The organism is Serratia sp. CY83965, from assembly GCF_052166375.1.
GTDB classification, from domain to species: Bacteria; Pseudomonadota; Gammaproteobacteria; order Enterobacterales; family Enterobacteriaceae; genus Serratia; species Serratia marcescens.
In genome coordinates this window covers 97,017-109,530 of sequence record NZ_JBJNOV010000012.1, presented here as the reverse complement: position 1 = coordinate 109,530, position 12,514 = coordinate 97,017, and the positions used below count along the sequence as shown (strand labels likewise).

Annotated in this window: 13 protein-coding genes; 6 read left to right on the top strand and 7 right to left on the bottom strand. The window is 61.9% G+C overall.

Translation table 11 applies throughout. From position 1 onward, the window contains the following. Positions 1–84 precede the first annotated feature (84 nt). Positions 85–1,200 carry a branched-chain amino acid ABC transporter substrate-binding protein gene (locus tag ACJ8PL_RS21005; protein WP_015376289.1) on the bottom strand — a complete coding sequence of 372 codons (1,116 nt, stop codon included), beginning with the start codon at positions 1,198–1,200 and terminating at the stop codon, positions 85–87. Between the two features lie 405 nt (positions 1,201–1,605). On the opposite strand from ACJ8PL_RS21005, the gene panM reads away from it, so the two are divergent. Genes panM through ACJ8PL_RS20990 form a run of 3 tightly spaced genes read left to right on the top strand, consistent with a single transcriptional unit; the run spans position 1,606 to position 5,274 of the window. Further along, a complete protein-coding gene (gene panM / locus ACJ8PL_RS21000; RefSeq protein ID WP_016929466.1) occupies positions 1,606–1,998 on the top strand; it encodes an aspartate 1-decarboxylase autocleavage activator PanM in 393 nt (130 codons plus the stop codon). Beyond that, positions 1,995–3,212: a DUF3142 domain-containing protein gene (locus tag ACJ8PL_RS20995; protein WP_239442382.1), complete on the top strand. Its 1,218-nt coding sequence runs from the start codon at positions 1,995–1,997 to the stop codon at positions 3,210–3,212. The genes panM and ACJ8PL_RS20995 overlap by 4 nt, the downstream gene beginning before the upstream one ends. Positions 3,213–3,255: 43 nt before the next feature. Further along, positions 3,256–5,274, top strand: a complete 2,019-nt coding sequence (locus ACJ8PL_RS20990; protein ID WP_016929468.1) for a hypothetical protein — start codon at positions 3,256–3,258, stop codon at positions 5,272–5,274. A 63-nt stretch (positions 5,275–5,337) separates the two neighbouring features. On the opposite strand, the gene rpoH is transcribed toward ACJ8PL_RS20990, so the two are convergent. The 4 genes from rpoH to ftsY all read right to left on the bottom strand — a co-directional run bounded on the left by rpoH (position 5,338) and on the right by ftsY (position 9,815). Further along, positions 5,338–6,195, bottom strand: coding sequence for an RNA polymerase sigma factor RpoH (rpoH, locus tag ACJ8PL_RS20985; protein ID WP_004934345.1), 858 nt, complete (start codon positions 6,193–6,195; stop codon positions 5,338–5,340). Positions 6,196–6,512: 317 nt separating this feature from the next. Next, positions 6,513–7,466: a permease-like cell division protein FtsX gene (gene ftsX, locus ACJ8PL_RS20980; protein ID WP_004934340.1), complete on the bottom strand. Its 954-nt coding sequence runs from the start codon at positions 7,464–7,466 to the stop codon at positions 6,513–6,515. Next, complete coding sequence (ftsE, locus tag ACJ8PL_RS20975; protein WP_004934337.1) at positions 7,456–8,127, bottom strand: cell division ATP-binding protein FtsE; 672 nt, start codon at positions 8,125–8,127, stop codon at positions 7,456–7,458. The genes ftsX and ftsE overlap by 11 nt, the downstream gene beginning before the upstream one ends. Before the next feature lie 5 nt (positions 8,128–8,132). Beyond that, positions 8,133–9,815, bottom strand: coding sequence for a signal recognition particle-docking protein FtsY (gene ftsY / locus ACJ8PL_RS20970; RefSeq protein WP_123867935.1), 1,683 nt, complete (start codon positions 9,813–9,815; stop codon positions 8,133–8,135). Positions 9,816–10,057: 242 nt separating this feature from the next. On the opposite strand from ftsY, the gene rsmD reads away from it, so the two are divergent. Both rsmD and ACJ8PL_RS20960 read left to right on the top strand, forming a co-directional pair. Beyond that, positions 10,058–10,678, top strand: a complete 621-nt coding sequence (gene rsmD / locus ACJ8PL_RS20965; protein WP_016929471.1) for a 16S rRNA (guanine(966)-N(2))-methyltransferase — start codon at positions 10,058–10,060, stop codon at positions 10,676–10,678. Then, on the top strand, positions 10,668–10,940 hold the full coding sequence (locus ACJ8PL_RS20960) for a DUF1145 family protein (RefSeq protein WP_004934327.1): 273 nt from the start codon (positions 10,668–10,670) through the stop codon (positions 10,938–10,940). The genes rsmD and ACJ8PL_RS20960 overlap by 11 nt, the downstream gene beginning before the upstream one ends. 3 nt (positions 10,941–10,943) lie before the next feature. Here the strand turns inward: ACJ8PL_RS20960 and ACJ8PL_RS20955 are convergent, their stop codons facing one another. Then, positions 10,944–11,300, bottom strand: a complete 357-nt coding sequence (locus ACJ8PL_RS20955) for a DUF2500 domain-containing protein (protein ID WP_028127633.1) — start codon at positions 11,298–11,300, stop codon at positions 10,944–10,946. 160 nt (positions 11,301–11,460) lie between these two features. Between ACJ8PL_RS20955 and ACJ8PL_RS20950 the strand changes: the two genes are divergently transcribed. After that, the gene (locus ACJ8PL_RS20950) at positions 11,461–12,087 is read left to right on the top strand and encodes a lysoplasmalogenase (protein WP_016929474.1); all 627 of its coding nucleotides are present in this window, start codon (positions 11,461–11,463) and stop codon (positions 12,085–12,087) included. 40 nt (positions 12,088–12,127) lie between these two features. On the opposite strand, the gene ACJ8PL_RS20945 is transcribed toward ACJ8PL_RS20950, so the two are convergent. Continuing rightward, entirely contained in the window at positions 12,128–12,505 is a 378-nt protein-coding gene (locus ACJ8PL_RS20945) for an AprI/Inh family metalloprotease inhibitor (RefSeq protein WP_016929475.1), read from the bottom strand. Positions 12,506–12,514 lie beyond the last annotated feature (9 nt).

Here is a 12,514-nt window from a genome sequence, read left to right as displayed (position 1 = left end):
GAGAACCGGCGGGTAAAGGGAGACGGGGCCGGCAAGCCGACCCACCGGGCACAGCAAACTGCGCCCCACCCTAATCATTATGGCTTATTTGATCGGTGTGGACGTGCCGTTGGCATGCCACTCGAACACGCCGAACTCGAAGCCTTTCAGGTCGCCCTTGTCATCCCAGCTCAGCGGCCCCATCACGGTGTCCACCGGCTTGCCGGTTTTCAGATCCTTGACGATGTCCGCCGGCTCCTGGCTGCCGCTGCGCTCCATCCCGGTGGTCAGCGACTGCAGCGCGGCATAGGTGGTCCAGACGAACGGGCCGGTCGGATCCAGCTTCTTGGCTTTCAACGCATCGACGATCGGCTGGTTGGCAGGCACCTGATCGTAGCGTTTCGGCAACGTCACCAACATGCCTTCCGAAGCGGCGCCGGCGATGTTGGACAGTGAGGAGTTGCCCACGCCTTCCGGCCCCATAAAGCGGGTCGTCAACCCGGCCTGTTTGGCCTGACGCAGGATCTGGCCCATTTCCGGGTAGTAACCGCCGAAGTATACGAAGTCGATATTCTCTTTCTTCAGGCGCGCCACCAGGGTGGAGAAGTCTTTGTCGCCGGCGGTGATGCCTTCAAACATCGCCACTTCAGTGCCCTGTTTTTTCAGGCTGTCGCGCACCGAGCGCGCCAAACCTTCGCCGTATTGCTGCTTATCGTGCACCACGGCGATGCGCTTCGGTTTGATGTCGCTGAGGATGTATTTGGCGGCGGTCGGGCCCTGATCCGAATCCAGGCCGGTGGTGCGCAGGATCATCTTGTAGCCGCGGGTGGTCAGATCGGCGTTGGTGGCCGCCGGGGTAATCATGATCACGCCTTCGTCTTCATAGATATCGGACGCCGGCTGGGTGGAAGAGGAACACAGGTGGCCAATCACGTAGCGAATGCCGTCGTTGATCACCTTGTTGGCGACCGCAACCGCCTGTTTCGGATCGCAGGCGTCGTCATATTCCACGCCGACCAGCTTGTCGCCCTTGATGCCGCCCTTGGCGTTGATGTCGGCAATCGCCTGGCGCGCGCCGGTAAACTCCATGTCGCCATACTGCGCGACCGGGCCGGACATCGCCCCGACGATCGCCACCTTGATGTCTTTCGCCATGGCCGCCTGGCTCATGGCCATCGCAATGCAACCCGCCAGCAGTGCCTTACCTGTTGTTAATTTCATCCGCAAATCCCCATCTGTCGTTGTGAACGTACCTGTTGTGTTTGCCTGCGCCCGATCGTTATTGACCGCTTTTGTTATAAGTAATAATGATTTAGGCGCTTTGTCGGCATTATTTTCTAATAAGACTTTATTTTTCATGCCATTAAACAGGAATTTTCTGCTGCAAATCAACTTCATCAGGCAGAAACAAGCGGTGTAAACAGGATAAAATTCGAATTAAATCTGCGCCGTTTACCTTGAGGCGTAGCGCGTTGTGCTGGTTAACAATCCCTTTACTAACTATTTACTCGGAAAATGCCCCGTGCAAAAAACATATTGCACAGTAATCGTACAGAAAAACTTACACAACGCTCTGCACAAGATCTATTACACTGTCGGCATCATTTAGCTGCGCGGAAATTCTGCATGAAACTGACCATCGAGCGCCTGACCGCGCTATCCCCGCAAGACCTTATCGACCTCGGTAAAATTTGGCCGCACCAGCAGCCGGAACAGTGGCAGCGCTGGCTAAGCGACGGCAGGGCGCTGTTCGCCGCCCGCTTCAACGAGCGTCTGCTGGGCGCGGTGAAAATTGCGCTGCAGGACGACCGCGCCGAACTGCAGGATCTGCTGGTGCGCGAAGTGACGCGCCGCCGCGGCGTCGGTCTTTACCTGGTGCAGGATGCACAGCGTCAGCTGCCGCAGGTCGCCCACTGGCAGCTGTCGACCGCCGGTCTGGCGCCGCGCGAACGCGGGGAAGTCGATAACTTCATGCGCGCCTGCGGCTTTGCACCGCAGGGCGATCTCTGGCAAAAATGAAACGCCGGTTGGCGGCGCTGGTTTTGATTGCGCTGGGGTTGGCGGCCTGGTTCGCCGGGCATCAGCAGGCGCTGCGCCTGGCCTCAGGCTGGGATCAGCAGGTTTATGTCTGGCAGCGGGTGTGGACGCCGCAGCACGCCGATGCGCTGGCGCACAGCCGCGATCTGTTCAGCGGGGTGCGAGTGCTGGCGCTGCAGGTGCATCCGCGTGAAGGCTGGCGGGAAATCCCGGCCGATCTCAGCCTGCTGAAGCAGGACGGCCGCCCGCTCTGGCTGGTGGCGCGCCTCGACGGCCAGCTGCCGCAGCTGGACCAGGCGGCCATTATCCAGCGCCTGCTGGCGCTCACCCAGCGCTGGCAGGCGGCCGGGCTGCCCGTCACCGGCGTCGAGATCGATCATGACGCCGCCACCGCCCGCCTGCCGGACTACCAACGCTTTCTGCAGCGGTTACGCCAACGGCTGCCCGTCGCTGTGCAGCTCGGCATCACCGCCCTGCCGGCCTGGATCGGCTCGCCCGACCTGCCCGGCGTACTGCAACAGGCCGACAGCTCCGTCCTGCAGGTGCATGCGGTGCTCTCGCCGCAGCAGGGGCTGTTTGACGGCCCCTTGGCGCTACGCTGGGTGCGGCAGTACGCCGCCGTCACACCGAAGCCGTTTCGCGTCGCGCTGCCGGCTTATGGCATGGCGCTGCTGGGGTTTGATGCGCAGGGTGCGCAGGTGGAGAGCGAATCCTCGCTGCGCGTGGCGGGCAACGGCCGTGAGCTGGCGGTCGCGCCGCAGCAGATCGCCGATTTTCTGCAAACGCTGGCGCAGCAAACGCCGCCCCGGCTGCGCGGCATTATCTGGTTCCGCTTGCCGCTGGCGGACGATCGGCGCGCCTGGTCGCTCGCCACGCTGCGAGCGGTGATCGAACGGCGGCCGCTGAATGTCGACTGGCAGGTAAAATTTAGGCCTCAGCCACAGCAAAACGGGCTGTATGATCTGATAATTCATAACAACGGGCCGGTGGACGCCCCGCTGCCGCAAGAAGTCATCATCCGCGCCGACGACTGCCTGGCGGCGGACGCGGTCGGCAACTACCGGCTGGAGTCCGCACCGCAACGGCAACGCTTTATTCGAATCAGCGGCGATCAGCTGCGCGCCGGACAATCCCGGCCGCTGGGCTGGCTGCGCTGCCAACAACTGACGCCAGGAGGCACCCTTGTCACACCTTGATACGCGCGCGGCACGGAACACCCGCCGCCTTCTTCCGCTGGCCATGCTGATCGGCGCCGCGCTGGCGCTGCCGCTGAACGGCTATGCCTGCGGCCCGGATTTTCCTAACCGGCTGCTGATCGACCGCAACGGCACCCTGCTGTATATGCCGGAGGGCAATTTCGCCTTCGAAGCCGGCCGGCTGGTGCCGATGGATAAACAGCTGCCGCACTGGCAAGCCCCGCCGCCGCCGATGCCGCCGAAACCGATGCCGCAATCGCCGGAAACGATCGCGATCGGCAAAATGCGCGCCGCCAAAACGGTGGAAGAGGCTGACGCCGTCAATACGCAGGGGTTGTCCAACGCCGCGCGTCTCTATCAACTGGGCGCCGTGGCTTTCGCCAGCCACGATCCGCGCGCCGCAGACTATTTCCAGCAGGTGCTGAAGCTACCGGCCGCCGAGCAGGGCGACTGGGGACTGCGGGCGCAGTATTCGCTGGGGCGGGTACTGATGGCGGACCACGGGACGCCGGTGAATGAATCTGGTGAAACCGCCCCCGCCGCCGAGCATCCGCCAAAAACCGCGCTTGAACAGGCGCTGGCGGCATTCCAGCAGGTGATCGATCGGGTGAAAAACGGCGTCGCCGATCCCGATCAGCTGGCGCTGAGCAGTCTTGGGCAACAGGCGCGCATTCACCTGTGGCTGGGTGACGTCGCCCCCGCCGCCCACCTGTACGCGCAACAGGCGGCGCAGGGCGATCCGAGCGGCGGGCAGTCGCTGCAGTACGTCTCCAGCCTCCTGGTCAATCCCGACCATTTGGACACGCTGAAGCAGGTTATCGGCGATCCGTTGATCCAGCAGCTGGTGACCATTGAGCTGTTCGCCCGCAGCGGCAACCTGCAAATGGCGGATACCGACGGCAACGGCCGCTCCGCGCAAATCATCAGCCAGATCCTGACGCTGCTGGACGGCTCAGTGAAAAGCGGCTTCGCCGGCAGCGATCGGCTGGCGGCGCTGGCTTACCGTTCGGGGCAATACCCGATGGCGGCGAGCCTGCTGAAAAACGCCGGCGACAGCGGCCTGGCGTGGTGGCTGCGCGCCAAAATGGCGCTGCGCGACGGCGACGTGAAAGCCGCCACCGCCGCCTACGCCAAGGCGGCAAGCGCGTTCCCCGCCGACGAAAGCTGGGGTGAACAGCGCAACGCCGACTTCGTCGCGGAAACCATCGTGCCCGAGTGCCGGGTGGCCGGCGAACAGGCCATCCTGGCGCTGAACCGCGGCGACTATCTGCAGGCGATGGATCTGCTGTATCGCGGCAAAGCGCTCTACTGGGCCGACGTGGCCGACGTGGCGGAGCGGGTGCTGACCGTCGATGAGTTGAAAGGCTTTGTCGATAAGCACGCCCCGGCGCCGACGACGCCGCTCAAGCCGGTAAACCCGGACGACTACGGCGGCCAGCAGATCACGCCGGAAGTGCAGCTGCGCGAACTGCTGGCGCGGCGGCTGATGCGCGTCGGACGCGCGCCGGAAGCGCTGGCCTATTTCGATATTCCCAACTACCGGCAAGCGGCGCAGCAGTATGCCGATGAGCTGAAGGCCGCCAAGGACAAATCCGCCGCGCCGCTGACGCGCGCGCAGGCTTACTATCGCGCCGCCAACCTGCTGCGCGCCCAGGGGCTGGAGTTTACCGGGTATGAGATGACGCCGGATTACGCCATCTATGGCGCCGGCTATTCCTATCTGGGGGATGCGTTCGATACTCGCGAGCTGAAGCATAAAAGCTGGATCGACAGCGCAGAAGCGGCGCGCGCCAAGGCGGCGCTACCGGAGGAAGACAACCGTTTCCTGCACTATCGCTGGCAGGCGGTGGGGCTGGCGCAACAGGCGGCCGATCTGCTGCCGCCGAAGAGCCAGGCCTATGCCGCCGTGCTGTGTAACGCCGCCAGCTGGGTTATCAAGCGCGACGCCAAAACCGGCCGCGCGCTTTATCAGCGCTATATCAACACCGGCACCCGTTATCCGTGGGCGGCGAAATTCGGCTACGACTGCCCGGCGCCGGACTTCGCCGCCGTGGCGCCATAACGCCGAATTTCAGGCACTAAAAAGCCCGGCTTGCCGGGCTTTTTTATCGAATCTCGCATCGACTCAGGCTTCGATCGCCATTTTGAGTTTCTTCATGGCGTTCTTTTCCAGCTGGCGCACGCGTTCGGCGGAAACGCCGTACTGATCGGCCAGCTCCTGCAGCGTCGATTTGTTGTCGTCGTCCAGCCAACGGGCGCGAATGATATGCTGGCTGCGCTCGTCCAGACCTTCCAGCGCATAGGCCAGTTTGTCTGCGGCGTTGCTTTCCCAGTTATCTTCCTCGATGCCTTCGGCGAAGTCCGAGCTCTTGTCCTGCAGGTACAGCACCGGCGCCATCGACTGGCCATCGCGGGCCTCGTCGTCCGGAGTCGGATCGAACGTCATGTCCTGCGCCGCCATGCGCGATTCCATCTCGCGCACGTCTTTGCTGGTTACGCCCAGCTCGCGGGCCACCAGTTCCACTTCGTCCTGGTTGAACCAGCCCAAACGCTGTTTGGTTTTGCGCAGGTTAAAGAACAGCTTGCGCTGCGCTTTGGTGGTCGCCACTTTCACGATGCGCCAGTTGCGCAATACGTACTCGTGGATTTCCGCCTTAATCCAATGCACCGCAAAGGAAACCAGACGCACGCCGACTTCAGGGTTGAAGCGGCGAACGGCTTTCATCAGGCCGATGTTGCCTTCCTGAATCAGATCCGCCTGCGGCAGACCATAGCCTGAATAGTTGCGGGCAATATGAGCGACAAAGCGCAGGTGAGACAGGATGAGCTGCTTAGCGGCATCCAGATCGCCCTGATAATGCAGCCGTTCAGCCAGCTCCCGCTCTTCCTCTGCCGTCAGCATCGGATAGGCGTTGGCTGCCCGGATATAGGCTTCCAAGCTACCTTGGGGTACTAAGGCTAAAGTTTGCATTTCTTTGGTCATTCAAACCCTCTCTATGAGAATACAAAATCATGCAGGTGATTATTACAGCGGGGAAATGATTGATTCTACGGCAGTTGCTGAAGCAAAAGCGGTTCCACACGCCGGACACCTTAACATTTGCTGCAATTTTTGACCGTACTCCGCCCTAGAAGTTCACCCTTTTTTGCAAGCATTGTCGCTGACAATACGTGACGAGGGTGCAGGCCGATAGGGAATTTGTGCGCTAAGAAGAGAGGGATGGTGCTGACTTCGCTTGAGGTCACTCTTCTCCCGCAACGCGATCAAAAGCAGCAGGAGAAGAGTATACCAAAAAAATCTTACTGTGGTGTAAATCGGCGTAAATGTTGCACCGTCGCCAACCAGGCGGCGATCCAGCCGATCATCGCGGAGATGATCAGCAGCAGCAGCGCCTCATCCCAGCCCAGCCCGTGCAAGGTGAAGGTGGTGCCGAACACTTTGGCCACGCCGGCGACCACCGACTCCAGCTGCCACACCAGCGCCCCGGACAGCACCAGCGACAGCAGCGCGCCGGCAAAGCCCAGCATCGCCCCGCCGTTGAGGAACGGCCGCAGGATAAAACCGTCGGTGGCGCCGATCAGTTTCATCACGTTGATGGTGTCGCGACGGCTGAAGATGCTCAGACGCACGCTGTTGCCGATCACCAGGAACACCGCCACAATCATCAGCACGCCGATGATCGCCGCAATCTGGCCCGCCAACCCGGTCAGCGCCGCCAGGCGGGCAAACCAGCTGTCATCCATACGCACTTCTTCGACGCCCTGCACCGCCGCCACGCGATCGCGCAGGGTGTTGAGGGTGTCCGAACTCTGGAAACTCAGCTTCGGCGTGACGATCGCCACCGCCGGCAACGGGTTCTCTTCCAGCATGTCCAGCGCGCCGCCAAAGCCCGACCAGTTGCGGAACTCGCCGCGCGCTTCTTCACGCGACAGGTAGTTCACCTTCTCCACGCCGGCTTCCGCCTTGATGGCGTCGAGCACTTTCAGCGCCGCGTCGTCATCGAGCGATTTATCCAGATAGACGGTCAGCTGCGGCGTCGGATACCACTGGCTGGCCGCGGTGCTGACGTTTTTCCACACGATATAGCACACGCTCGGCAGCGTCAGGGAAATGGCGATCACCATCACCGTCAGCAGCGTCGCCAACGGCTGACGCAGCATGTCTTTGATGGCATTCATCCAGGCGTAACGCCACTGTTCGCGCCAGCCGCCGCGCAGCGCCTTGCTCTTGGCGGTTTTTGCGTTATTGGCCATGGTGAGCGCCTCCTTGCATGCGGCCCTGGCTCAGCGTCAGGATGCGGTAATTGCGGCGGGCGATAAGCCCGGTGTCGTGCGTCGCCATCAGAACGGTCACGCCGACGCGATTGAATTCTTCAAACAGGCGCAGAATGCCTTCCGACAGCGCATCGTCCAGGTTACCGGTCGGTTCATCCGCCAGCAGCACCGCCGGCTTGTTCACCACCGCGCGGGCGATGCCCACGCGCTGCTGCTCACCGCCGGACAGCTGAATCGGGAAGTTCTTCGCTTTATCCAGCAAACCGACCTTGTCCAGCGCGGCGGAAACGCGGCGGCGGATATCTTCGGTGCTGGCGCCGGCGATGATCAGCGGCATCGCCACGTTGTCATACACCGTGCGATCCAGCAGCAAGTGGTGATCCTGGAAGATCATGCCGATCTGCCGACGCAGGAACGGCACCTCGCGGTTTTTCAAGCGGCTGATGTCGTGGCCGCCAAACCAGATGTGGCCGGCGCTGGGCCGTTCGATACCGCAAATCAGTTTCAGCAGGGTACTTTTCCCCGCGCCGGAATGGCCGGTCAGAAACGCCATCTCCGCCGGGCGCAGATGGAAATCGACCCCCTGCAGCGCTTGCCGTCCGCCCAGATAAGCTTTACTGACCTGTTCAAAGCGAATCATCCGTATTAATCCTCTCGGGCAAAAAGTGCCTCAATAAAATCGTCAGCCTTAAACGGCCGCAAATCTTCGATGCCTTCCCCGACGCCGATATAGCGGATCGGGATACCGAACTGATCGGCGATGGCGAAGATCACCCCGCCCTTGGCGGTACCGTCCAGTTTAGTCAGCGTGATGCCGGTTAAGCCCACGGCCTCATTAAATAATTTCGCCTGACTGACGGCATTCTGGCCGGTGCTGGCATCGAGCGTCAGCATAACCTCATGGGGGGCCTGGTCGTCCAGTTTTTTCATGACGCGGACGATCTTCTTCAGCTCTTCCATCAGGTGCGATTTGTTCTGCAGACGGCCGGCGGTATCGGCGATCAACACATCGATGCCGCGCGCCTTGGCGGCCTGCACCGCATCGAAGATCACCGAAGCGGAATCCGCGCCGGTATGCTGCGCCACCACCGGAATGCGGTTGCGTTCGCCCCACACCTGCAGCTGTTCCACCGCCGCGGCGCGGAAGGTGTCCCCCGCCGCCAGCATCACCGACTTGCCCTCCGCCTGGAACTGACGCGCCAGCTTGCCGATGGTGGTGGTTTTACCCACACCGTTCACGCCGACCATCAGGATGACATACGGGGTTTTCCCGCTGACATCCAGCGGCCGATCGACCTTGGCCAGAATTTCGGACATTTCCTCCTTCAGCTTGCCGTACAGCGCTTCGGCGTCTTTCAGCTGCTTGCGGCTGGCGTGCTGGGTCAGGGAGGTGATGATCTTGCGCGTGGTGTCCACGCCGACGTCGGCGATCAGCAGCTGTTCTTCCAGCTCGTCGAACAGGTCGTCGTCGATCTTTTTACCGCGGAACAGCCCCATAAAGCCGGAACCGAGGTTTTGCTTGGTCTTCAGCAGGCTGCGCTTCAGGCGCGCGAAGAAGCCCTCTTTGGTCGGGCGCTCCTGCTCTTGCGCAACGGCCGGCACGACAGGCTCCAGCGGCTCTTCTTCCGGCTCGGGCTCGATGACCGGCTCAGGTTCGACGACTGGCTCGGGTTCAACCACTGGCTCTGGCTCGACGACCGGCTCGGGTTCAACCACCGGCTCTGGCTCGACGACCGGCTCAGGTTCAACCACCGGCTCTGGCTCGACGACCGGCTCAGGTTCAACCACCGGCTCTGGCTCGACGACCGGCTCAGGCTCGACGACCGGCTCGGGCTCGACCACCGGCTCGGGTTCAACCACCGGCTCTGGCTCGACGACCGGCTCGGGTTCAACCACCGGCTCAGGTTCAACCACCGGCTCAGGCTCGACGACCGGCTCAGGTTCAACCACCGGCTCAGGCTCGACGACCGGCTCTGGCTCGACCACCGGTTGCTGCTGCGCCGCCACTTGCTCGGTGACGCTGACGATCTCTTCAGCTAACGCTTGCGGCGCCGCCGGATGTTCAGCCGCCGCCGGTAGGTTTTCCGCGATTTGTTCACCGGCCTGACCGTTATCCCACTCTCCCGGGGTGTCGACGGAGGCGGCAGGTTCAGATTCCTGGGCGGGGAGCTTGTCATCCAGCTTGGCGGCGGCCGGTTCAGCCGGCGTCTCCGCGGCCTGAGGTTCCGCCTGCTCTACCGACGGCTCAGGTTGCTGTTGCTCTTCTTCCTTTTCCTTCTGGCCAAAGCCCAGCCAGGAGAAAAACCCACGTTTCTTATCTTTTGCCATGTTATGACTCTACTCCGTACCGAAGGCTCGCTTACCCTCCATACCTGAAGGATATATGCTGACAATAATCCGCCGAGTCTATCACTTTCCCTCGCGCAGCAACACGCATCCGGCATGCTTTCCGGCGTGAAATCAGACAACAACGTTTTACCGTTCCCCCCGACGCCCGTCACCGGTAGAATAGGGACAACTTTTCGTTAACCTCGGCGGCCCCGCGCCGCGAAAGAAACCAAACAACGCTTATGACAAGACTCTCGCCACGGGCGGCGGCCAAAAAACCGCCCCAGGCCGCAGCCGGACAGATCCGCATCATCGGCGGCCAATGGCGCGGCCGCAAACTCCCGGTGCCGAACAGCCCGGGGCTGCGCCCCACCACCGATCGGGTGCGCGAAACCCTGTTCAACTGGCTGGCGCCGGTGATTCAGGGCGCGCGCTGTCTGGACTGCTTCGCCGGCAGCGGCGCATTGGGGCTGGAAGCGCTGTCGCGCTATGCCGGCAGCGCCACGCTGCTGGAATTCGAACGGCCGGTGGCGCAGCAGCTGGAAAGAAATCTGGCGCTGCTGCAGGGCAAAGGGGTGGTTATCAACACCAACGCGTTGAGCTGGCTGGCGGGTGACGGTCAACCGTTCGACGTGGTCTTCCTCGATCCGCCGTTTCGCAAAGGCCTGCTGGCGGAGACCGCCCTGTTGCTGGAACAGCGCGGCTGGCTGGCCGACGAGGCCTGGATCTATGTAGAAGCCGAGGCGGAAAGCGCCGCGGCGGACGTGCCTGCCAGCTGGCAGCTGCACCGGGAGAAGGTCGCCGGCCAGGTGGCCTATCGCCTTTATATTCGTTCGCAAGAGAAAACCGATCATGCTGATTAATCTGGGCCGCCTGCTGATGCTGTGCGTGTGGGGCTTCCTGCTCTCTAACCTGTTCCATCCATTTCCCAAGCCGCTGAAGTATTTCATCGACGTGGCGCTGTTCTTTATGGTGGTGATGCACGGCCTGCAGCTGGTGCTGTTGAAATCCACCCAGCCGAAGGATCAGCCGATCAGCTACTGGCAAGAGGCCAAGATCTTTATCTTTGGCGTGTTCGAGCTGCTGGCCTGGCAAAAGAAACAGCCGCCCATCAAGAAGAAGTGACCGCTACGGCTGAGCGGTGAACGAGACGAAGCGCGTGCCCTGCATGTTCAACGTGCCCTGCGCGCCTTTTTCAATCGGGTTGTACTGCCATTGCTTCAGCCGCAGCTGGATGTCTTCACCGCCCTGGTTCGGGCTGAACACCACCTCGTAATACATCGGCTCATTGACCAGCGGTTCGCGCTGCGGCGCACGGGTCTTGGCGACCGGCACCGCGCGTTTGTCGCTCACCGTCACCTGCAGACTGCGCATCGGCGCGCGATCGTTTTCCGCCTCCTGCTGGCGCTGTTTGAAGTAGCGTTGCGTGGCCAACACGGCGATCAACGCCATCACGGCGACAAAAAACAACGGTGGCTTACTCATCGGTTTCCCATTTCCTTCGCGGCTAAATCAGCGTAAACATAGCATTCTCAAGAAAGCATTGTCGATCGCCGGCAGGCTACCTACACTGAAATGAAGAAGTGACATGGGTGACAGTTTGGAGCCGGTGGTTGCGGCTCCCTCATACATAAGGAAGACATAAATGAGTTGGCCGTTCCTTGCCGTATTCTTTTCCGGTTGGCTGTTCGTCGACGCCTCTTACCGTGGGCCGCGCTGGCAGCGCTGGGTGTTCAAACCCGTCACGCTGCTGTTGCTGTTGCTGTTGGCCTGGCAGGCGCCGGTGCTCGGCGCGGCGGGTTATCTGATCGTACTCGGCCTGCTGGCGACGCTGATCGGCGACGCATTGCTCCTGTTGCCGCGCGAACGGGTGCTGTACGCCATCGGCGCCTTTTTCCTGTCCCACCTGCTGTACACCCTGAGTTTCGCCAGCCAGATGACGTTCAGCCTGTTCTGGCCGCTGCCGCTGGCGCTGCTGGCGATCGGCGCACTGCTGCTGGCCACCGTCTGGACCCGGCTGGAAGAGATGCGCTGGCCGATCGTTACCTACGTGGCGATGACGCTGCTGATGGTCTGGCTGGCGGGCGAACAATATTTCCTGCGCAGCACCGATTTCGGCTTCTCGCTGCTGATCGGCACCTCGCTGCTGCTGCTGGCCAACGTGGTTTGGCTGCTCAACCGCTACCGCTTCACCTTCCGCGCGGCGGACGCCATCGTGGCTTTCTGTTACTTCTCCGGCCACTTCCTGATCGTGCGTTCGCTCTACCTGTAGAGACCTGCCGCGGGTTCGGCGCGCCGAACCCGTTTCTTCATCAAGCCAGCGCTTTCAACGTCAAAGCCTCATCCGCACCCAGCTGATTGCGGTACAGATCGCCGTCGCGCGAGAAGAACGCCAGCGTGCTGCCATCCGCCCGCAGCAGGGCGATGCCGTCCGGCGCCGGGCGCCAGCCCACCACTTCCGCCGCAAACACGCTCTGCAAACAATGTTGCCGATCCACCAGCTGATAGCCGTTGGTCTCGCTTTGTTCATCCGCCAGAAACTCGATTTGGCATTGCCGTTCGCTGTCGGCCACCTGCCATTGTCCCGCCAGCGACTGCGCGGTCGGCAATGCCAAACTGCCGGCCATCACCGCGCTCGTCACCATCATGCCGCCCGCCGCCAAGGCGGTGCGCGCTAAAGTACCTTTCATACCGGGCTC